The organism is Bifidobacterium simiiventris, assembly GCF_019331715.1.
GTDB classification, from domain to species: Bacteria; Actinomycetota; Actinomycetes; order Actinomycetales; family Bifidobacteriaceae; genus Bifidobacterium; species Bifidobacterium simiiventris.
This window is the reverse complement of the sequence record NZ_JAHBBG010000002.1, coordinates 108,020-128,577: the sequence shown is the minus strand read 5'-3', so window position 1 is coordinate 128,577 and position 20,558 is coordinate 108,020. Positions and strand designations below refer to the sequence as shown.

Genomic DNA, 20,558 nt, shown 5'->3' with positions numbered 1-20,558 from the left:
TCCTTCACTGACGTGCTCGGCTCCGTATCAGGAGAGCCGAGATAGTTGTTGTGTCTTATACCTGTCTATCGGAAAATCAGTGCTTCTCGACCGCGCCGAGGGCCTTCTTGCCGCGGCGGATCAGCGCGAAACGACCGTGCAGGAAGTCGGCGTCGCCCAGCGTCTGCTCCTCATCCTCCACACGGCTGTTGTTGAGGTACACGCCGCCGGACTTGACCGCACGACGAGCCTCGGAGATCGACTTGAACAGCCCGGCCTTCACGCCGGCCTCAATCACGCGATCACCGTCGGCCACGGCCGCAAAAGCCTTGGCGCCATTCTCGCCTTCGACCTTGAGTCCGTCGATCGCGGCCTCCAATGTGCCCTCGTCGATCGAACCGAGGTCGCCGCCACGGCCGAACAGCGCGGCGGACGCATCGATCGCGGCCTGCGTCGCGGCCTCGCCGTGCACAAAGCTCGTGACCTCCCAAGCCAGCGTCCTCTGCGCCTCGCGGGCGCCAGGATTGGTCTTCGACTCCTCCACCAAACGCTCGATCTCGGCCTTCGGCAGGAACGTGAACGCCTTCAGCAGGCTTTCCATCTCCACGTCGGGGCGGTTGAACCAGAACTGGTAGAACTTGTAGGGGCTCAACATAGTGCCGTCGAGCCAGACAGCGTTGCCTTCGGACTTGCCGAACTTCTTGCCGCTCGCGTCGGTGATGATCGGGCTGGTGAACACGTTCACCGAAGCGCCGCGCACCTTGCGGATCAGATCCATGCCGGAGGTTAGATTACCCCACTGGTCGGAACCGCCAATCTCAAGCGTGCAGCCGTACTCGTCGAACAGGTGCAGGAAGTCGTTGCCCTGCAGCACCTGGTAGCTGAACTCGGTGAACGAGATGCCCTCTTCGGAGTTGAGGCGGCGCGCAACCGTGTCCTTGGCGAGCATGGTGCCGAGGCGGAAGTTCTTGCCGACGTCGCGCAGGAAGTCGATGACGGACATCTGCGCGGTCCAGTCATAGTTCGACACGAACCGCACCGGGTTGCTGCCGCCGGTTTCGAGAATGCCGCCGATCTGGTTCTTGAGACGCTCGGCCCAGCCGGCCACCACGTCCTTCGGGTTGAGCGTGCGCTCGCCGGACTGGCGCGGGTCGCCGATCAGACCCGTCGCGCCGCCGACCAGAGCGATCGGATGATGCCCGGCCATCTGCAGGTGGCGCATGTTGATGAGCTGGACGAGGTTGCCGATGTGCAGGGATGCGGCGGTCGGGTCGAACCCGCAATAATAGGTGATCGGCTCTCCGTTCAGCGCTGCGGCGAGCTGATCGCGGTCGGTGGACTGCGAAATCAACCTGCGCCATTCCAGTTCATCGAGGACGGAGTCGAATCCGGCCTCCTTGAAATCGATGACGTGAGCCATAACTGTGGTTTCTCCCTATCAAATTGTGGGTTTTATGCGCCTATCAGTTTCGCAGAACGGCTCGACCGGGGTCTGGCCCATGTCAACCGGTCACTTGCGACCACGGTACAGCTTCTCGAACGTCTCGCGCAGCTGCTGCAACGTCTCGTTGTTACGGTCGGTACGCAGACGCGGGAACGAAGCGATCATGCGGCGCTGCTGGCGGTTGAAGATGCCGTCGGCCGCCTCCCGGACCTTGAACATGAGTTCGGTCGACATCTCACGGCCGGAATGCAATGGCCCGTTGACCGCACCACCGACCAGCTCGCTCACCTTGCCTGATGCGTCGCTGACCGCATCCGCCGCATCGCCCAGACGGTCTCGCATCGCGTCGCCGTACTTGGCGACCATTGCGGAGAGCTGGTCGAGGCTGTCCTCGAAGTTGACGATGCCGGCCACGGTGATCGCCGTGTCGAGCACGGTCAATACGAACAGGATGAGGCACAGCCAGTGAATGACCGGTTCGGGCATCATGTCGGTGATCTCGGCGACGTATGGCTGGACACCATCGACGATCACCACGCCGCCGATGCCGAACACCACCGCGCCGAGCAGGCAGATGCGTCCGTTGAGATTGAATTTGAAATGCGAATAGTCCCACCAGCGAGCATGGAACAGTCGCTCCATAGCCCACGAGGTGAAATATTCGAGCACGCATGCGCCGACCGACGACAACAGGAACAGCCACAGCGGGTTATGGACGCGTCCGAGCAGCACGACGCCGAGCACCGCGCCGGTGCCGTAGATCGGGCACAGCGGGCCGTTGAGGAAGCCTCGGTTGACGGGGCGGCGTTCCTGCACCGAAACGAGGATCGACTCGTATACCCAGCCGCAGCAGCTGTAGAACAGAAACCAAAGGAAGAGTTTCTCCGCGATCAGCAGCATGGTTCAGCTCCTTCGCCCGTCATGTGAGTGTACGTGAGGTGCGTCGAATGTGCGTGTCGCAACGATGGGCTTGGGCGGGCGGCCAAACCGTTTGAGGCTGACCGTCTCGCGGGTGGCGCTGACCTTGTCGGCCATCGTCACCAGATAGCCCTCGATATAGCTGGGCGGAGTGGGAGTCATCGGGAACATGTGGCAGGCGATGCTGTCGCGTTCGATCGCGTTGAGCCGGAAGTCCCTCATCGCGTTGCGCAGCGCGGTCTTGCCGTGGGTGAAGCCGTGCAGGCGGTGGTCGCCGTTGTCCCAGTCGTGCCAGTCGTACAGGAAATAGTCGTGCAGGAGCGCGGCACGGATGAGCGAGCGCAGGTCAACGCGGTTCCACAGGTGCAGTCGGTCGGCGAACCATACGGCAAGGCATGCGACGCGTAGCGAGTGGGCGAACGTGGTGATGCAGCCGTGCTGGTAGCAGCCACGTTCGATGTGCATGTGTTCGTGCTCGATGATGTCGTGTCCGTGCTCGTTTACCAATGTGCGTATCTGATTGCGTGTCAGCACCGCTGGTCTCCCCGTGATCCGTGACGTTTCCCTACGTTCTATGAACGATTGTAGGGTATGAGACTCACCGACGGATTCGTCCGAAGGAATGAGATCGCCGCCGGCATCGTACGACATGCCCGACTGGCACACCGTGCGGCCTGTCCGGTCCGTTCGCCGTGACGATTGTGGATGGAGTTATCCACAGCAGGTTATCCACAACACGCCCGGATCCGTCGATTGCGTCCACATGACCCGGTTCGGCTTGTGCGACCATGCAGAGTTTCGGGATGATGAGTGGACGGATCGGTTCGCCGGATGCACCGGTCACGAGCGAAGGAGCGCGATGAAGCAGCCACCGATGATCATGATGCCTCGATCGATACGACCGGGTACGGCTCCCCGCGTGCTCACCGCCGAGGCTTGCCCGAACGGCCAAGATCCGGCGCCCGCAGTCGGTCGGACGTCGCGGGTGCGCACGCTTCGTATCATCGCGAACGCGATGTTCGGCACTGGTGCGGCGTTGGGCGTCGCTGCGCTGCTGTGCATGAACCATCTGGATCGTGGCAGGTACGATCCGCTCGACGTTCTGGTGCTGTTGCTGGCCTGTCTGGTCATTGCAGCGTGCCCGGTATGTCTGGCCGCCGGAGTCGTGCTGCATATCACCGCCGGTTTTCTGGCCCATAGATGCCTGAGGCCTCGTTCGGGGTGTGATACCGAGATGGCGCCGAGGCTCTGCGAATCAGACGCAGCCGACGCTTGTGAGGAACAACGGCCTGAGACTGCTCAGCCGCGGTTCACTCCTGTTGCGCATGCCGCCGACGCATCAGGTCGAGCGCGTGCGAGAGATCGGCCGGATACTGCGATGTGACCGTGGTCCATACGCGGGTGCGAGGATGGCGGAATCCGAGTTTCATGGCGTGCAGCCATTGCCTGTCAAGTCCCAGCTCAGACGATAATACAGGATTCGCCCCGTACATCGGATCGCCGACGAGGGGATGTCCGATGGATGAGAAGTGCACACGGATCTGGTGGGTACGGCCGGTTTCCAGATTGACCGACACGAGTGTGGCCTCGCCGCCGAAACGCTCCATCACGTCCCAATGGGTGATGGCGGGTTTGCCTGCCGGTGTGACGCAGAACCGGAAGTCGGATACCTTCGCCCGCCCGATCGGCGCATCGATGGTGGCCTTGTCTTCCTTGAGCCCGCCCTGGACCAGCGCATGATAGGTTTTGACGACCTCATGCTCGGCGAATTGGCGCCGCATCTCCACGTATGCGAGATCCGATTTGCATACGAGCATCAGACCGGAGGTGCCGACATCGAGCCTCGACACGATGCCTTGTCGCCCCGCGGCCCCGTAGGAGGTGATGTGCACGCCGCGTTGCAGCAGGCTGCCGAGCACCGTCGGGCCGGTCCAGCCGACCGATGCGTGCGCGGCGACGCCGACCGGCTTGTCGACCACGACCACGTCGTCGTCCTCGTAGACGATGGCCATGTCGTCGGCCACGGGTTCGGGCTGCGTCTGTTCCTCGACCAGATCGAATTCGACGGTCTCTCCTGCCAACAGAGTGCCGGATTTGGCGATATCGCGGCCAAGCACACGCGCTTGACCGTTTTCGATAAGATCCGCGGCCTTGGCGCGTGACAGGCCGAGCATTTTGGCCACGGCCACGTCGAACCGCTTGCCGACCAAGGCATCGGGTGCAGGGACAAGACGGCTCATAGGGCACCGCCTTTCGACGCGTCCCTCCCGTCAGCGCCGGCCGGCGCATCCGATCCGAATGATGCGGCAACGGCATTCGAGTCCACGCCGGACCCGTCGTCGGCGGTGACGACGCCTGCCGTCGCGGCATTGTCTTCATGGTCGATCGGCGTTCCCAGCATGATCAGTACGACGATGCCAATGCCGGCGATCATCAGCCAGATGTCGGCTACATTGCCCACGGACCAGCCGTAATTGAGGAAGTCCACGACCTTGCCGTTGAGGAATCCGTCGGCGTAAGTCACACGGTCGATCAGGTTGCCGAACGCACCGGCGAACGCCAGCGCGAACATCACCGACCATCGCGTCGATGCGGTGCGCAGTCCCAATACGACCAATACGATGCTGGCAATGATCGCCAGCAACGAGATGACCCAGGTCATCGAAGAGCCGAGACCAAGCGATGCACCGGGATTATGCACGAGCGTCAGCGACAGCAACGGGGGCACAACCGGAACCGTTCGACCGTCCGAAAGGGCGATCTGCGCCCAGAACTTGGTGAGCTGATCGATCACGAGCGCGACGAGCGCCACACATGCAAAGACGGCCACGCGCGTGCGCGGCCGTCCCTGTCGAGTAGTCATATCCGAATACCCGTCCTATGGTCTCACTGGCCGGACTGCTCGGTCTGGTTGTAGCTGTTCGTGTCGGACACCTGGTTCATCAGACCGGTAAGGAACTCGGTCAGACGAGTACGGTAGGCGCTTTCGAACTGCTTGAGGCCCTGGATGTTGCCCTCGATGACCTTGGACTGCTCGGTGAGGCTGTCGCGCACCTGCTGCGCATAGTCGTCGGCGGCGGAACGGGTGTTCTTGCTGTATTCGTCGGCCTCGTTGCGCTTCTTCTTGTCGTATTCGGAAGCACGACGCTGAACCTCGGCCTCGTAGGCGTCGCCGTCCTCGTGCTTGTTCTTCAAGTACAGGTCGGCATCCTGACGGGTCTTGACGGAGTAGCCGTCGGCGTCGGCGCGCACGCGATCGGAGTAGGCGTCGGCATCGGCGTGGGTACGCTTGCCGTATTCGTCGGCCTCGGAGCGGGTGCGGCTGGAGTAGTCGTTGGCCTTGGTGATCAGCTCGTTGTACTTCGCCTGGCTGGCCTCGGTGATCTCCTTGGCCTGAGCCTTGCCCTTGTCGACGTACTGATCATGCAGCTGCATGGCGAGGGTGAGCATGGCGGTGGCGCGCTCCGGCTCGGTGTTGGCGGAGGCGGCGGCGCCGGCGATCTTCTGCAGGCTGCCGGTCTCGGTGCTCGGCTCGACCTTGGAGACCTGCTCGCGCAGCTGGTTCTCACGCTGCTTGGACTCTTCGAGCTGCTTGGTGAGTTCGCGAACCTGGGCGGCGGCCTGCTGCGCAGCCACCACCTGCTGCTGCGCGGAGGCGAGCTGACGGGACAGATCCTCGCTGTTGGCGCGGAACGTGTCGCGTTCCTTCTGGATCGTCGCGAGCTGCTCGACGAGGGCGTCGTTGTCGGACGCCTTGGCGGCCTGGGCGGTCAGCTGATCGATCTGCTTGTTGAGCTGGTCGACCTGACCCTTGAGCTGCTCGTTCTGCGCGGTGAGCGCGCGGTTGCTTTCCTCAGCCTCGGCGAGCTTGGACTGCGCGACCTGCGCCGCCTGATCGCCCTGACCGGCAGCGTTGCCAGCCTGCGACTTCAGCTCCGCGTTCTCCTTCTGCAGTCCCTGCACCTGAGCGGTCAGGTCGGAGATCTTCTTGTTGAGGTTGGCCACGTCCGGTCCCAGGGACTGGGTCGCCGCACCGGCGGCCACGGCCTGCTTGCCGAGCGCCTCGACGGTTTCCGTCACCTGATCCAGAAAATCGTCGACCTCGTCGACGTCATAGCCTTCCTTGAATCGAACCGTCTGGAAGGTATGCTCCCGTATATCCTTCGGAGTCAACAAAGCCATAAATCCTTACACCTCGCTTTGGGGTCATGCCTCGCTGTGTTGGTATCAACACATGATGCTATCACGTACCCCACGCCAAGATGGCAGTTCGACGCCATTATGGGCGGTTTTCAACACTCTTTCGGGCCTTCAGATCAGGATGCGCAGCACGATCAGCGCGAAATATAGCACGATGAAGCTCACGTCGAGATATACGGCGCCCATCGGGATCGGCCGGATATACCGCCTCAGCCATCGCAGCGGCGGTTCGGTGAGCCGATAGATCACGTCGATCAGCGAATAGAGGATGCCCGTCGGCCGCCAACGGGGCGACAGCACGGTCACCCAATCGAGGATCATTCGGATGAACAGGATCGCGATATACACGTCGATGACGCGGTTGACGATGTACGACAGGAGATATAACAGCATGCCCCCAGCCTATCAGGCAGGCTGGGGGCATGCTGAACGCGAACTGATCGTTCGCCGGGAAACAGAGCGTCAGTCGGAGAACAGGTCGTGAGACGAGGCCGGGGCCTGCGGTTCCTCGACCTTGATATTGACCTGCGCCGGGCTGAGCAGGAAAACGCGCGGCGTGACCCGCTCGATCGAACCGCGCACGCCGAACACCACACCCGCCGAGAAATCGACGATGCGATACGCCACCGCCTCGGGAACCCCCGTCAGGTTCAGCACCACGGGAACGCCGTCACGCAGGGCGCGGCCGACGAGCTGCGCATCGTCATAGGTTTTCGGATGGATGGTGGTGATGCGCGTCACACGGCTCTGGAACGGATTCGACTCACGCGTCGTCTGAGTGCCGGAGGACTGGCTCGCAGCGGACGCCGCACCGGAAGTCATCGGCGTGACGGAATGATCGGAATCGAACGTGGCGTCCTCGGCCGGCTCGTCTTCGTACTGATCATCGTCGTCCACCACATCCGTCATGCCCAGATAGGACATTGCGTTCTTCATAAACCCTGCCATGAGGATTCCTTTCAATCAGGCTCGGCGTCTCGACTCAATCGGTTCAGCGAAGGAAATCCGGGATGTCGAGATCGCCCGGGTCGTTGGAGGACACCACTTCATGCTCCGACGTCTCGTCGAAGGAGTGCTGCGGGGTGGAGTTGGCCGGCTGTGCATACTGCTGCAACGGGACGACCGGCGTCGCCTGCTGGACGGCAGGCTGCTGGTACTGCTGTGCTGCGGGCTGCGGCTGAACCGGTGCGCTCTGATTGGGCTGCGCGGCGGCCGGCGTGGAAGAGGGCTGCGCGGCGGCAGACTGGACGATGATCGGGGCCGCGGCCGAAGGCGCGTCCTGATCGCCGTTCTTGGTCTTGGGACCGAAACCGGCCGCGATGACGGTGACGCGCACCTCGTCGCCAAACGCGTCGTCGAGCGACTGTCCCCAGATGATCTGCGCCTCAGGATGGATGGCCTTGCGCACGAGTTCAACGGCCGCCGCGGCCTCCTGAATGCCCAGGTCGGTCGGGCCGCAGATATTGATGAGCACGCCATGCGCACCCTCGATGCTCTCCTCGAGCAGCGGCGAGCTGATGGCGATCTCGGCCGCCTGCGTGGCACGATCCTCCCCGCGGGCCGAACCGATGCCGAACAGCGCGGTACCCGCGCCACGAAGGATGGTGTTGACGTCGGCGAAATCGACGTGGATGTACGAGTTGGCCGCGATCAGGTCGGTGATGCCCTGCACGCCGGCGAGCAGGGCGCTGTCGGCGGTCTTGAACGCGTCCACGATGCTCATGTTGCGGTCGGCGAGTTCCAGCAGACGGTCGTTGGGGATAACGATGAGCGCGTCGACTTCCTTACGCAGGTTCTCGATGCCGAGGTTCGCGGACGCAGAGCGGCGCGGACCTTCGAACGAGAACGGGCGGGTGACGACGGCGATGGTGAGCGCGCCCTGCTGATGCGCGGCCTTGGCGACGATCGGGCTGGCGCCGGTGCCGGTGCCGCCGCCTTCGCCGCAGGTCACGAACACCATGTCGGCGCCCTTGAGCGACTCCTCGATGTCGGACTGGTGATCCTGCGCGGCCTTGGCGCCCTTCTCGGGATCGGCGCCCGCGCCGAGACCACGGCTGGTGTTATCGGTGAGGGAGATCTTCACATCGGCGTCCGAACGCAGCAAATCCTTCGCGTCGGTGTTCACCGCCACGAATTCGACGTTCTGCAGTCCTTCGGCGATCATGCGGTTGACTGCATTGCCACCCGCACCACCGACGCCGACGACCTTGATGTTGATCTTGTCGCTAAGCTGCTCGTTCTGGGCGATTTCGCTCACCATTGTCTCCTGTCACTCACACGGTTACGCATAACTGTATCGCAGAACCCCTGATAAAGAGGGCACTTTTCTCAGCGTGTATCGGCGTTTCGCGCACGGAATACACCATTCTTTCGCAATCTCACACGATACTCGCCGGGGACGTCACCACAAGGCTGCCATCCCCGTCAGTAGCTGGCGTCCATCGGATCGTCCCCGAACAACGTCTCGCGCTGCTCGTGGGTCGTCTCGCGCGAGTCCAGCCAGCCGTACGGCAGGTGCACTTTCTTGGCGAACCGCACGCGGCCGCGCGGCTTGTCCTTGACACGCTCCGGGAACGTCATCGCCGGGTCGAGACGACCGATCTCGCGGCGCACGTCGTCAAGGCTTTCGCATTCCATGAACGCCTTGCGCGTGGAGCCGCCGACCGGGAATCCCTTGAGATACCAGGCGATATGCTTGCGCAGGTCGTGCACAGCCATGCGTTCATCGCCGTCGTAGAACTCAGTCAGGAGCTCGGCGTGACGTTCGATCACGCCGCAGACCTCGCCGAGCGTCGGATTGACGCGGATATCGTCACCCGCGAACGCATGCTTGATGTCGGCGAACAGCCACGGCCGGCCCTGGCAGCCGCGGCCGATCGCGACACCCGCACAGCCGGTCTCGCGCACCATTTCGAGCGCATCGTCCGCACCCCAGATGTCGCCGTTGCCGAACACGGGGATGTCGAGTGCCTCGACCAGCTCGCCGATGCGGCTCCAGTCGGAGTGTCCGCCGTAGTATTCGGCGGTGGTGCGCGCGTGCAGCGTCACTGCCGCGCAGCCCTCCTCCTGCGCAATGTGTCCGGCCTCCATGAACGTCTCGTGCTCGTGGTCGATGCCGACGCGGATCTTCGCGGTGACAGGGATGTTCGCCTCGCCGCACACCTTGACGACGCGCTGGATGATCTCGCGGAACAGGTCGGTCTTCCACGGCAGGGCCGAGCCGCCGCCGCGACGGGTGACCTTGGGCACCGGGCAACCGAAGTTGAGGTCAACGTGGTCGGCCATGTGCTCGTCGACGACGATGTGCGCGGCCTGTTCGACGATGGCCGGGTTGACGCCGTACAGCTGCAGCGAGCGGATCTTCTCGCTCGGCGCGAACTGACACAGGCGCAGCGCCTTCGGATTGCGGGCGACGAGCGCGCGGGCGGTGATCATTTCGGCCACGTACAGGCCGTCGGGACCATATTCCTCGCAGATCACGCGGAACGGCCAGTTAGTGACCCCGGCCATCGGCGAGAGCACGACCGGAGTGGGCACGGTGATCGGGCCGAGCCTGACCGGCGCGATCGTCACCGGCGAGACCGACGAGGACGGCTCGGCCGCCGGCTGCGACGATCCGTCGCCCGCAGCCGCGGCCATGTCGCCGCGCGGGTCGAGTCGCTCGCGGTCACGCGCCGTGAGCACGGTTTCAGCATCCTTGTTCGTCACGATATGTTGTCCCTCATCTGATGGAATAGGTTCCGGATCGAATACAAAGGTCAATAACGCACTTGGCCCCCTCTGCTGAGAGGGCTGTCATCCGCAGGATGACTGGGGGAGAGATCGGCGTTATGGCTTCTTCCCTCCCCCACCCGGCTTCGCCGGGAGCCCCCTCATCAGAGGGGGCCGAGGTCCGCTCGGCGAACAGCGGATCAGTACAGGCCGCCGGCCTCGTTGATCTTCACGGAGTCCGGCCAAGCCTCGCCGCCCATCGCGACCGGCTTTTGCGGCACGTGCGTGCGCTTCTCGCCGATGCGGGCGTCGACGTACTCGGCGACCTTGTCCAGGGAGATGCGCTCCTGGTTCATGGTGTCGCGGTCGCGGATCGTCACAGCCTGGTCGTCGAGCGTGTCGAAGTCGACGGTGATGCACAGCGGGGTGCCGATCTCGTCCTCGCGGCGGTAGCGGCGGCCGATCGCGCCGGCCTCGTCGTAGTCGATCATCCACTCGTGCTGGCGCAGGTCGGACGCGAGGTTCTGCGCGACGGTCTGCAGCTCGGGCTTCTTGCTCAGCGGCAGCACGGCGGCCTTGATCGGGGCCAGACGCGGGTCGAGGCGCAGCACGGTGCGCTTGTCGACGCCGCCCTTGGTGTTCGGGGCCTCGTCCACGTCGTACGCGTCCACGAGGAAGCACATGAGGGAGCGGGTCAAGCCGGCGGCCGGCTCGATGACGTACGGCACGTACTTCTCGCCGGTGGCCTGGTTGAAGTAGCTCAGGTCCTCGCCGGAGTGCTTGGCGTGCGCCGACAGGTCGAAGTCGGTGCGGTTCGCGATGCCCTCGAGCTCGCCCCAGTCAGAGCCCTGGAAGCCGAACTTGTATTCGATGTCGACGGTGCGCTTCGAATAGTGGGCGAGCTTGTCCTTCGGATGCTCGTAGTGGCGCAGGTTCTCCGGCTTGACGCCGAGGTCGAGGTACCACTGGGTGCGCGCGTCGATCCAGTACTGGTGCCAGTCCTCGTCGGTGCCCGGCTCGACGAAGAACTCCATCTCCATCTGCTCGAACTCGCGGGTGCGGAAGATGAAGTTGCCCGGCGTGATCTCATTACGGAAGGACTTGCCCATGTTGGCGATGCCGAACGGCGGCTTGGAACGAGACGAGGTCATGACGTTCTTGAAGTCCACGAAGATGCCCTGCGCGGTCTCCGGGCGCAGGTAGTGCAGGCTGTTCTCGTCCTCGACCGGGCCGAGGTGCGTGCGCAGCATCATGTTGAAGTCGCGCGGTTCGGTCCACTTGCCGCGGGTGCCACAGTCGGGGCACACGATGTCGGCCATGCCGTTCTCGGGCAGCTTGTCGCCGTGTTTCTCGGCGTAGGACTCCTGCAGCTTGTCGGCGCGGTTGCGCTTGTGGCAGTTGAGGCACTCGACCAGCGGGTCGTTGAACACAGCCACGTGGCCAGAGGCGACCCACACCGGGGTCGGCAGGATGATGGACGTATCCACGCCCACCACGTCGCCACGGGTGACGACCATCGAACGCCACCATTCGCGCTTGATATTGTCCTTCAGCGCGACGCCGAGCGGACCGTAATCCCACGCGGAACGGGTGCCGCCGTAGATTTCTCCGGCGGGGAACACGAACCCGCGACGCTTCGCGAGGGACACGACTTCATCGAGTTTGGATACAGCCACAATGCACCTTCTGGTTTGAACGGTTTGGGGACTAGTTAGCGTTCCCGAGTCTATAGGCACAGCGTGACAGTGATATAAGGAGCGCCTTAATACCACAGGCGGGCAAGAAACGCCAGAGGAAGGACACGAAAGAACGGGGATATGTCCATGTTGGGGCATAGCGTCGGGAGCGTAATGCAGGGGAACCCGGCCGGTGCGGCGGGTTGAGAGAGGCGCGAGCCTGACCCTTAGAACCTGTTGGTTAAGACCATCGTAGGGAGCAGCGATATGAGCGAAGATTCGCATACCGACACGCAGTCGCATTGTTGCGGTTGCGCCGATCAATCAGGCACCGATCAGTCAGATGCCGGTCGGTCCGACATCGACCATTCCGTCTGTGATCAGGCCGGCATCGATCAAACCGCCACCGAACCGACCGATCTGGCCGATCTGCGCGAGCGCATCGCACAGGCCGTGCACGATGTCAGGGAACGTACGCCGCTGGCGCAGTCGTTCACCAATTTCGTGACGATCAACCTCGTCGCGAACGCGCAGCTCGCGGCCGGCGGCACCGCGGCGATGAGCTTCCTGCCGGACGACGTGATCGACACCGCGTCGATTTCGGGCGCGGACTACATCAACGTCGGTACGCTGCTGCCGTTCTACAAGGATGCGCTGCCGCAGATCGCCCGCGCGTTCCGCAAGTCCGGCCACCCGTGGGTGCTCGACCCGGTCGCGGCCGGCATCGGCAAGACCCGCACGGAGATCCTGCGCTCATTCCGCGCCGCTCCCCCGACGATCGTGCGCGGCAACGCGTCCGAGATCATCGCGCTGGCGACCATGTGGGGACTGGTCTCCCCCGACGAGGCGAGCCGGCCGGCCGGCGTGGAGTCGGTGGACGAGGTTGATGCGGCGGTCGAACCGGCGAAGACGCTGGCGGCGTTCCTCGCTCGATCCGCGCCGCACGGCACGGCGGCGGTGGCCGTGTCCGGCAAGGTCGATCTCGTGACCGACGGCGAGCAGGTCTACCGCCTGCCGGGCGGCAGCGCGCTGATGGCGAAGATCACCGGTGCCGGCTGCTCGCTGGGCGGCGTGACCGCGACGTACCTAGCGGTCGCCGAACCACTGACGGCCGCGCTGGCAGCCTCGCTGCTGTTCAACCGCGCCGGCGAGATCGCCGAGGCGAAGTCGGACGGCCCGGGCACGTTCCAGCCGCACTTCCTCGATGCGTTGTGGAACCTCACGCCCGCACAGGTGGCGGGTTCCGCGATCGTGACGGGGTAACGGCATTCCGGCAGTCAGAAACAGATCAAGGTCACACCATCTACGCTCCCTCAGTCAGCCTTCGGCTGCCAGCTCCCTCAGCCGAGGGAGCCAAGGCTCCGCCAGCACCAATCCAACATCAACCAAGACTTTCCTATTAATCAACCCAAAAGGAAAACCACATGAACAACTATCCATTCGCATCGATGCGCGACTCGTTCGACCTGTCCGCGTATTTCGTCGTCGGCCCGCAGGACACGCACGACCGACCGGTCACCGATGTGATCGAGGAGGCGCTGCGCGGCGGCGCGACGTTCATCCAGCTGCGCGCCAAGGATGCCGACGCCAAGGAGATCACCTCGCTTGCCCAGGACATCGCGCAGATCATCGAGGACAACGACAAGTCCGATTCGGTCGCGTTCGTGATCGATGACCGCGTGGATGTCGTGTGGCAGTGCCGCAACAAGGGCATCAAGGTCGACGGCGTGCACATCGGCCAGACCGACATGGAGCCGCGCGAGGCCCGCGCGATGCTCGGCGACGACGCGATCGTCGGCCTGTCGGCGGAGACCGAAAGCCTCGTCAAGATCATCAACGAGCTGCCCGACGGCTGCATCGACTACATCGGCGCCGGTCCGCTGCACGTTTCCACGACCAAGCCCGAGGCTTCGGTCGGTGGCAATGACGGTTCCGGCCGCACGCTCGACGCGGACCAGATCAACACGATCTGCTCGGCCTGCGACTTCCCGGTCGTGGTCGGCGGCGGCGTGACCGCGGCCGACATGGACATGCTCGCGCACACCAAGGCCGCCGGCTGGTTCGCTGTCTCCGCGATCGCCGGTGCGGACGATCCGCAGGCCGCGACCCGCGCGATGGTCGAGGGCTGGAAGGCCGTGCGCGGCGACGCGAAGCACGGCTACGCCAAGCGCGTGATCGCCAAGCCGGAAACCAGCGAAGGCGCAGCCGCCGAGTCCGCCGAGCCGAAGTTCACCAACGCGAAGGAGGCCAAGGAGGCGCAGAAGCTCGCCAAGCAGCAGCGCGTCGACATCGCAGCCCGCGGCTCCAAGCAGCGCGACAAGGCGCATATCCGCAAAACCAAGTCGGTGCATTTCGAAAACCAGTTCGGCTCCTACGATCTCGAGGTGCCGTACACCGAGATTAAGCTCTCGGACACGCCCGGCGTCGGCCCGAACCCGCCGTTCCACGACTACAACACCGAAGGCCCCAAGTGCGATCCGAAGGAGGGTCTGAAGCCCCTGCGCCTCGACTGGATCCTCGACCGCGGCGACGTTGAGGAGTACGAGGGCCGCGAACGCAACCTCGCGGACGACGGCAAGCGCGCCATCAAGCGCGGCAAGGCCACCAAGGAATGGCGCGGCCGCAAGCACAACCCGCTCAAGGCCAAGGACCACCCGATCACGCAGATGTGGTACGCCCGCCACGGCATCATCACCCCTGAGATGAAGTACGTGGCCGAGCGTGAGAACTGCGACGTCGAGCTGGTGCGTTCCGAACTCGCCGCTGGCCGCGCGGTCATGCCGTGCAACATCAACCACCCCGAGGCGGAGCCGATGATCATCGGTTCCGCGTTCCTCACCAAGCTCAACGCGAACATGGGCAACTCGGCCGTCACCTCGTCCATCGACGAGGAGGTCGAGAAGCTGACGTGGGCCACCAAGTGGGGCGCGGACACGGTCATGGACCTGTCCACCGGCAACGACATCCATACCACGCGCGAATGGATTCTGCGCAACTCCCCTGTCCCGATCGGCACCGTGCCGATGTATCAGGCGCTGGAGAAGGTCGAGGACGACGCGTCGAAGCTGAGCTGGGAGCTGTTCCGCGACACCGTGATCGAACAGTGCGAGCAGGGCGTCGACTATATGACCATCCACGCGGGCGTGCTGCTACGCTTCGTGCCGCTGACCGCGAACCGCGTGACCGGCATCGTCTCGCGCGGCGGTTCGATCATGGCCGAATGGTGCCTGCAGCATCATCAGGAAAGCTTCCTGTACACGCACTTCGACGAGCTGTGCGACATCTTCGCCAAGTACGACGTCGCGTTCTCGTTGGGCGACGGCCTGCGTCCGGGTTCGCTTGCGGACGCGAACGATCCGGCGCAGCTGGCCGAGCTGATGACGCTGGGCGAGCTGACCAAGCGCGCGTGGGCCAAGGACGTGCAGGTCATGATCGAAGGCCCGGGCCACATCCCGTTCGACACGGTGCGCATGAACATCGAGATGGAGAAGGCGATCTGCAACGACGCGCCGTTCTACACGCTGGGGCCGCTGACGACCGATACCGCGCCGGGTTACGACCACATCACGTCCGCGATCGGCGGCGTGGAGATCGCCCGCTACGGCACGGCCATGCTGTGCTACGTGACGCCGAAGGAACATCTGGGTCTGCCGAACAAGGACGACGTCAAGCAGGGCGTGATCGCGTACAAGATCGCCTGTCATGCGGCCGACATCGCCAAGCACCACCCGCACGCGCAGGATCGTGATCTTGCGATCTCGAAGGCCCGCTTCGAGTTCCGTTGGCTCGACCAGTTCAACCTGAGCTACGATCCGGACACCGCGATCGCGTTCCACGACGACACGCTGCCGGCCGAGCCGGCGAAGATGGCGCACTTCTGCTCGATGTGCGGCCCGAAGTTCTGCTCGATGGCCATCTCGCAGAACATCCGCAAGCAGTTCGGCAACGCCGCTCAGCAGGAGCAGATCGTCAACGAGTCCGCCGAGGAGATCGCCAAGGGCATGGCCGCGATGAGCGAGAAGTTCAAGGAGCAGGGCGGCAAGCTCTACACCACCGCCCAGTGACCCGTATCCATCAACAGAAAGGAACTTGCATGCCCACCACGCTTCCCGCCGTACTGGCGATCTCCGGGTCGGATTCGTCCGGCGGGGCGGGCATGCAGGCCGATCTCAAGACCATGCTCGCCAACGGCGTGTTCGGCATGTCCGCGATCACGGCGATCACCGCGCAGAACACGATGGGCGTCACCGCGGTCGAGAACGTGCCGGCGAGCATGGTCGCCGCGCAGATCGACGCGGTGTTCGCGGACATCCCGCCGGCGGCCGTCAAAATCGGCATGGTCTCGTCGGCCGGGATCATCGAGACGATCGCCGACCGTCTCGCCGCGCATCACGCGCGCAACATCGTGCTCGACCCGGTCATGGTCGCCACGTCCGGCGCGAAGCTCATCGACGATGACGCGATCGCGGCCCTCACCGAACGGCTGTTCCCGCTGGCGACGCTGGTCACGCCGAACATCCCCGAAACCGAGGAGCTGGTCGGATTGATCCAGCATCAGTCCGCCGCGCTCGACACCGCGCAATGGTTCTCCCCTGCCGTCTCGCCGCTCGCACAGGCCGATGACGCGCATGCCGCGATGGAACAGGCCGGCCGCACCGTGGCCGGCCGATATGGCTGCGCGGTACTCGTCAAGGGCGGGCACGGCGTGACCGACGCGAACGATCTGCTGGTCGGACCGGACTGCACCGCGACATGGTTCCCGGGTACGCGCGTCGATAATCCGAACACGCATGGCACCGGGTGCACGCTGTCGTCGGCCATCGCCGCGAACCTCGCCAAAGGCGAGCTGCTGCCCGACGCGATCCGGCACGCCAAGAACTATCTGACCGGCGCGCTCAATGCCCAACTCAATCTCGGCCACGGTTCCGGCCCGATGGACCACGCATGGGCGAGCCGTTAAGCAGGAAGCCCTGTGGGCTTCCTGTAGGCGAGCCCTGAGCGAGGCGAAAGCCGAACGAAGGCAAAAATCCGCCGCGCCAACGGCGCGTCCGTAATTGCAGGACCGAGCCGTTGAACACAAAGGAGCAACCATCATGCCTATTGATCGCAATGCCGTCAAGCAGGAAGTCCCCATCGACCCGAAGACCGGCAAGCCCTACCTCAACACGGTCGCCGCGATTCAGGTGTCCGTCTCCGGCGCTGGCTCCGAGGTCTCGCCGTACGTGGCCCAGGCCATTCAGGTGATCCGCGAATCCGGTCTGTCTCAGGAGACCAACGCGCTGTTCACCGATGTCGAGGGCGATCTTGACGAGGTGCTGCACGTCGCCGGCGAGGCCGCCAAGAAGCTCGCCGAGCAGGGATACCGCACGAGCCTCGTGCTGCATATGGATATCCGCCCCGGATTCACCGGCCAGCTCACGGAAAAGCCCAAGATCGTCGACGAGATTCTAGGCAAGAACGCCTGATCCGTCCACTATGTGACCGTTCCCGGGCATCCGGCGCACACAAACCTAATCTATCGACAAGGACAACGCTCGCCTACACAATAGGCGGGCGTTCCGGGTTCAAGGCCGGTTTTCGCGCACACCGCGCATCCCACACAATGGGATCGTTAGGACGCCGATCGACCAGCCAAGATTCCCAAGTAGAGGTTTGAAGATCATGACTGCTGCAGAACAGCAGATTTCCGCCGCCGCGGCCGCCCGCACCAGCGAGGCAACCGCGGATCCGGCACAAGTGCAGGACATCATCTCGCGCGTGGATCGCGCCCATGAAACCACGATGTTCCATCGCATCGTCGCGCTCGTCGCGGCCGGCATGCTGATGGACAGCATCGACGTGTACATCGGCTCCGCCGTCGCGTCCAGCGCGCTGGCCACCGGCTGGTCTACCGTCAAGCAGAATTCGACGTTCATGTCGGCCGGCTTCCTCGGCCTGCTCATCGGCTCCCTGCTGGCCGGCTTCGTCGGCGATCTCAAGGGCCGCCGCACCGCCTACCAGATCAACCTGCTGCTGTTCGGCGGCTTCACGTTCCTCGGCGCGTTCGCTCCGAACATGGCCGTGCTTTCCCTGTGCCGTCTCGGCGCGGGTCTCGGCCTCGGCGCCGAGATCGTGACCGGTTTCGCGATGGTCAACGAGTTCGCGCCGATGAACCGCCGCGGCCACTGGTGCGCGATCGTCTCACTCGTCGCCAACTGCGGCGTGCCGATCGCCATGCTGCTGTGCGCGTTCATCATCCCGCGCTGGAGCTGGCGCCCGCTGTTCGTCGGCATCGGCGTGGTGGCCGCCGTGATCTGGTGGCTGCGCCGCGACATCCCCGAATCCCCGCGCTGGCTCGCCGTGCATGGCCGCTACGATGAGGCGGACGCGATCGTCAAGGAAATGGAGGCCAACGGTTCCGAACCGGCTTCCGCATTCGACACCGCCGCCGACGCGGCCGCGCAGAACCGCAACGCGGGCGGCCGTTCGCTCGGCATCTGCCTGCTCGTGGCGATCGTGGCCGTGGGCGCGACCAACGTGTGCTCGTACGCGTTCACCTCGTGGGTGCCGACGATCCTCGTCAAGCGCGGCATCAACCTGTCTGCGTCGCTGACCACGTCCACGCTCATGATGCTCGGCGCCCCGGTCGGCTGCCTGATCGGGTCCCTGCTCATCGACCGCATCGGCCGCAAGCGCACGATCGTGCCCGCGTTCCTGTTCACCGGCGTGTTCGGCATGGCGTACGCGTTCCAGACCTCGACCGCCGGCGCGATCATCGTCGGCTTCCTGCTCATGATGTGCCTGTACACGCTGATGGCGTCGGTCGTGGCCGTGTACGCGCCGGAACTGTTCGCCACCAAGGTCCGCTTCCGTTGCGTGGGACTCGCGAACGCGATCGCCAAGCTGCTCAACGTGTTGATGCCGATGGTGGTGGGCTGGATGCTCACCGCGCTCGGCGCGACCTCGATCTTCGTGTCGATCAGCGTGATCGCCATCTTCTCGATGCTCATCGTCGGCTTCTTCGGCGCCGAAACCTCCCAGCGCTCCGTCGGCTGATCTCTTACCATTAGTGGCAGAGAAGGCTCGTCTGATGTATGTCAGACGAGCCTTCTCTGTCACTAGCAACGGTGGCCACAAAAATTGCTGGCAACCCCACGCTTCTGCTACCGCAGGGGAATCAACACTGACAGCGTCCATTCATCGTTTCGCGCATTGATATCAAACACGCCACCACGAGAATCAACCCGCATCCGATATCTATCGAGCCCGGTACCAAGAGACAGGCTTGCGTGAGATGACGTATTATCCAGCGCCGTGTCCACGAGCGCGATCTGCACGGCGTCGCGGCCGATGCCGATCGTAAGCACATAGCCGCCGGCGGGATCGGCGTGTTTGGCGATGTTGCCGTACAGTTCCTCGAGGAATCCCGCGATCAGATCGTCCGGCTCGGCGCTATCGTTCGCATTCGTGATGATCGTCTGGCCGTCGAAACCGAGTTCCTTGAGCCGATGATCGCCGGCGTATGCAATCGTACGCAGTTGCTCGGCGAGCGGGCAGTCGTCGCGTTCGGCGTTCGGATTGACGACGGATAATCCGGATGATCGCCGCGCATGATGACTTCCGAACGACGACGACGCGCCGGAATGGTCGGATGGCCGATCGTCGATGCATGGTGCCACGGATGGAGCGGTGGCACCGGTGCGACCGTTTGCCGCTGTCGCCTGCTGCCCGGTTTCCCGACCCTCGATCACGCCGATGACCTGATGCGTGCGGTCAAGCGCGCCGGACGCCACGTCGCGCAGCTCGCGCAATTCTTCGACGCCGGGCGATTTGCCGTCGGCGATATCCTTGTCCAGTCGCAGGATCAGGTACGCGAGATCGTTCGACACGTAGTCGTGGATGTCCTGCGCGGCGCGGGCGCGTTGGCGGCGGTAGGCGAGTTCCATGCGCTCGCTGTGCCGCTCATGGTTCCAGCGTGCGGCCATGCCGCCGAGCAGGAATCCCGCGAACAGGACGGCGACCGGCGCGATGCCGGACATCGCGACCGTGCCGAGCAGAACGTGATCATTGGGATCGGTGGCTGTATTCGCCGGATCGTCGGCGTTGCCGGATGATGACTGATTCGATTGATCCGGCTGGCTGTCTGACGATGGCGAGTCCATATTACTGCTGTACGACGATCCGGTTCCGGTATTTCCCGATGGCAATGCGACGCCGCCTTGGGTGAACATCCAGACGGCCAGCGCGATGATGGTGACGGCCACGGCCGTGCGACGATAGGCGTAGCCGAGGATGCCGATGGCGGCCAGTAGACACAGCAGCATGGCCGACGGCATGTCGACCGCGGCGACGCTGAGGGACGACCACAGCGCCGTGACCGTGAACGCGCCGGTCACCGGGCGGAACGCCATGAGCATCGTCGCCGCCACGACAGCGAACGTGCACGCCGCATCCGCGGCCGGCATCACGCCGGATGTCACGGCTCCCAGGGTTTCGCCGGCGCAGACCAGCGCCACGACCAGCACCGCCGTCAGCAGCCACGCGTTGTCCGTCCGCCGGTCGGCGTCGTCCAACCGTTCCAGCCACTCAGTCATCCTCCGTCACCTCGCTTTCACATATATGTCATTTCGACCGAGCGAAGCGAACGGAGA

Annotated in this window: 17 protein-coding genes and 1 riboswitch; of the genes, 5 read left to right on the top strand and 12 right to left on the bottom strand. The window is 64.1% G+C overall.

The window, feature by feature from the left end; genetic code table 11:
* Positions 1 to 76 precede the first annotated feature (76 nt).
* The 11 genes from tyrS to KIH76_RS02910 all read right to left on the bottom strand — a co-directional run bounded on the left by tyrS (position 77) and on the right by KIH76_RS02910 (position 11,928).
* Complete coding sequence (tyrS, locus tag KIH76_RS02960; protein WP_219069270.1) at positions 77 to 1,399, bottom strand: tyrosine--tRNA ligase; 1,323 nt, start codon at positions 1,397 to 1,399, stop codon at positions 77 to 79.
* Positions 1,400 to 1,489: 90 nt separating this feature from the next.
* Entirely contained in the window at positions 1,490 to 2,323 is an 834-nt protein-coding gene (locus KIH76_RS02955) for a putative ABC transporter permease (protein WP_214373275.1), read from the bottom strand.
* Between the two features lie 3 nt (positions 2,324 to 2,326).
* Positions 2,327 to 2,875 (bottom strand): HD domain-containing protein, encoded by a 549-nt coding sequence (locus KIH76_RS02950; protein ID WP_214373274.1) that lies wholly within the window; start codon positions 2,873 to 2,875, stop codon positions 2,327 to 2,329.
* A 776-nt stretch (positions 2,876 to 3,651) separates the two neighbouring features.
* Positions 3,652 to 4,581, bottom strand: a complete 930-nt coding sequence (locus KIH76_RS02945; RefSeq protein ID WP_214373273.1) for an RluA family pseudouridine synthase — start codon at positions 4,579 to 4,581, stop codon at positions 3,652 to 3,654.
* Positions 4,578 to 5,204: a signal peptidase II gene (locus tag KIH76_RS02940; RefSeq protein WP_214373272.1), complete on the bottom strand. Its 627-nt coding sequence runs from the start codon at positions 5,202 to 5,204 to the stop codon at positions 4,578 to 4,580. The genes KIH76_RS02945 and KIH76_RS02940 overlap by 4 nt, the downstream gene beginning before the upstream one ends.
* Before the next feature lie 23 nt (positions 5,205 to 5,227).
* Entirely contained in the window at positions 5,228 to 6,523 is a 1,296-nt protein-coding gene (locus tag KIH76_RS02935) for a DivIVA domain-containing protein (protein WP_214373271.1), read from the bottom strand.
* 129 nt (positions 6,524 to 6,652) lie between these two features.
* Entirely contained in the window at positions 6,653 to 6,934 is a 282-nt protein-coding gene (locus KIH76_RS02930) for a YggT family protein (RefSeq protein WP_214373270.1), read from the bottom strand.
* 69 nt (positions 6,935 to 7,003) lie between these two features.
* The gene (locus tag KIH76_RS02925; protein WP_214373269.1) at positions 7,004 to 7,489 is read right to left on the bottom strand and encodes a cell division protein SepF; all 486 of its coding nucleotides are present in this window, start codon (positions 7,487 to 7,489) and stop codon (positions 7,004 to 7,006) included.
* A gap of 43 nt (positions 7,490 to 7,532) precedes the next feature.
* The gene (gene ftsZ / locus KIH76_RS02920; protein WP_214373268.1) at positions 7,533 to 8,801 is read right to left on the bottom strand and encodes a cell division protein FtsZ; all 1,269 of its coding nucleotides are present in this window, start codon (positions 8,799 to 8,801) and stop codon (positions 7,533 to 7,535) included.
* Positions 8,802 to 8,965: 164 nt separating this feature from the next.
* On the bottom strand, positions 8,966 to 10,180 hold the full coding sequence (gene dusB, locus KIH76_RS02915) for a tRNA dihydrouridine synthase DusB (RefSeq protein WP_214373342.1): 1,215 nt from the start codon (positions 10,178 to 10,180) through the stop codon (positions 8,966 to 8,968).
* 272 nt (positions 10,181 to 10,452) lie between these two features.
* Positions 10,453 to 11,928 (bottom strand): glycine--tRNA ligase, encoded by a 1,476-nt coding sequence (locus KIH76_RS02910; protein WP_163229858.1) that lies wholly within the window; start codon positions 11,926 to 11,928, stop codon positions 10,453 to 10,455.
* A gap of 168 nt (positions 11,929 to 12,096) precedes the next feature.
* Positions 12,097 to 12,204: riboswitch (TPP riboswitch) on the top strand.
* Between KIH76_RS02910 and thiM the strand changes: the two genes are divergently transcribed.
* The 5 genes from thiM (at position 12,196) to KIH76_RS02885 (ending at position 18,963) form a co-directional block, all read left to right on the top strand.
* Entirely contained in the window at positions 12,196 to 13,191 is a 996-nt protein-coding gene (thiM, locus tag KIH76_RS02905) for a hydroxyethylthiazole kinase (RefSeq protein ID WP_214373267.1), read from the top strand. (Overlaps the previous riboswitch by 9 nt.)
* A 185-nt stretch (positions 13,192 to 13,376) precedes the next feature.
* Positions 13,377 to 15,992, top strand: coding sequence for a phosphomethylpyrimidine synthase ThiC (gene thiC, locus KIH76_RS02900; protein ID WP_420829249.1), 2,616 nt, complete (start codon positions 13,377 to 13,379; stop codon positions 15,990 to 15,992).
* A gap of 29 nt (positions 15,993 to 16,021) precedes the next feature.
* On the top strand, positions 16,022 to 16,888 hold the full coding sequence (gene thiD / locus KIH76_RS02895) for a bifunctional hydroxymethylpyrimidine kinase/phosphomethylpyrimidine kinase (RefSeq protein ID WP_214373265.1): 867 nt from the start codon (positions 16,022 to 16,024) through the stop codon (positions 16,886 to 16,888).
* Between the two features lie 133 nt (positions 16,889 to 17,021).
* Positions 17,022 to 17,393: a thiamine-binding protein gene (locus KIH76_RS02890; protein ID WP_214373264.1), complete on the top strand. Its 372-nt coding sequence runs from the start codon at positions 17,022 to 17,024 to the stop codon at positions 17,391 to 17,393.
* 196 nt (positions 17,394 to 17,589) lie between these two features.
* Positions 17,590 to 18,963: an MFS transporter gene (locus tag KIH76_RS02885; protein WP_214373263.1), complete on the top strand. Its 1,374-nt coding sequence runs from the start codon at positions 17,590 to 17,592 to the stop codon at positions 18,961 to 18,963.
* Between the two features lie 107 nt (positions 18,964 to 19,070).
* Here KIH76_RS02885 and KIH76_RS02880 read toward each other — a convergent pair whose 3' ends face one another.
* A complete protein-coding gene (locus tag KIH76_RS02880; protein WP_214373262.1) occupies positions 19,071 to 20,501 on the bottom strand; it encodes a sensor histidine kinase in 1,431 nt (476 codons plus the stop codon).
* Positions 20,502 to 20,558: the final 57 nt, after the last annotated feature.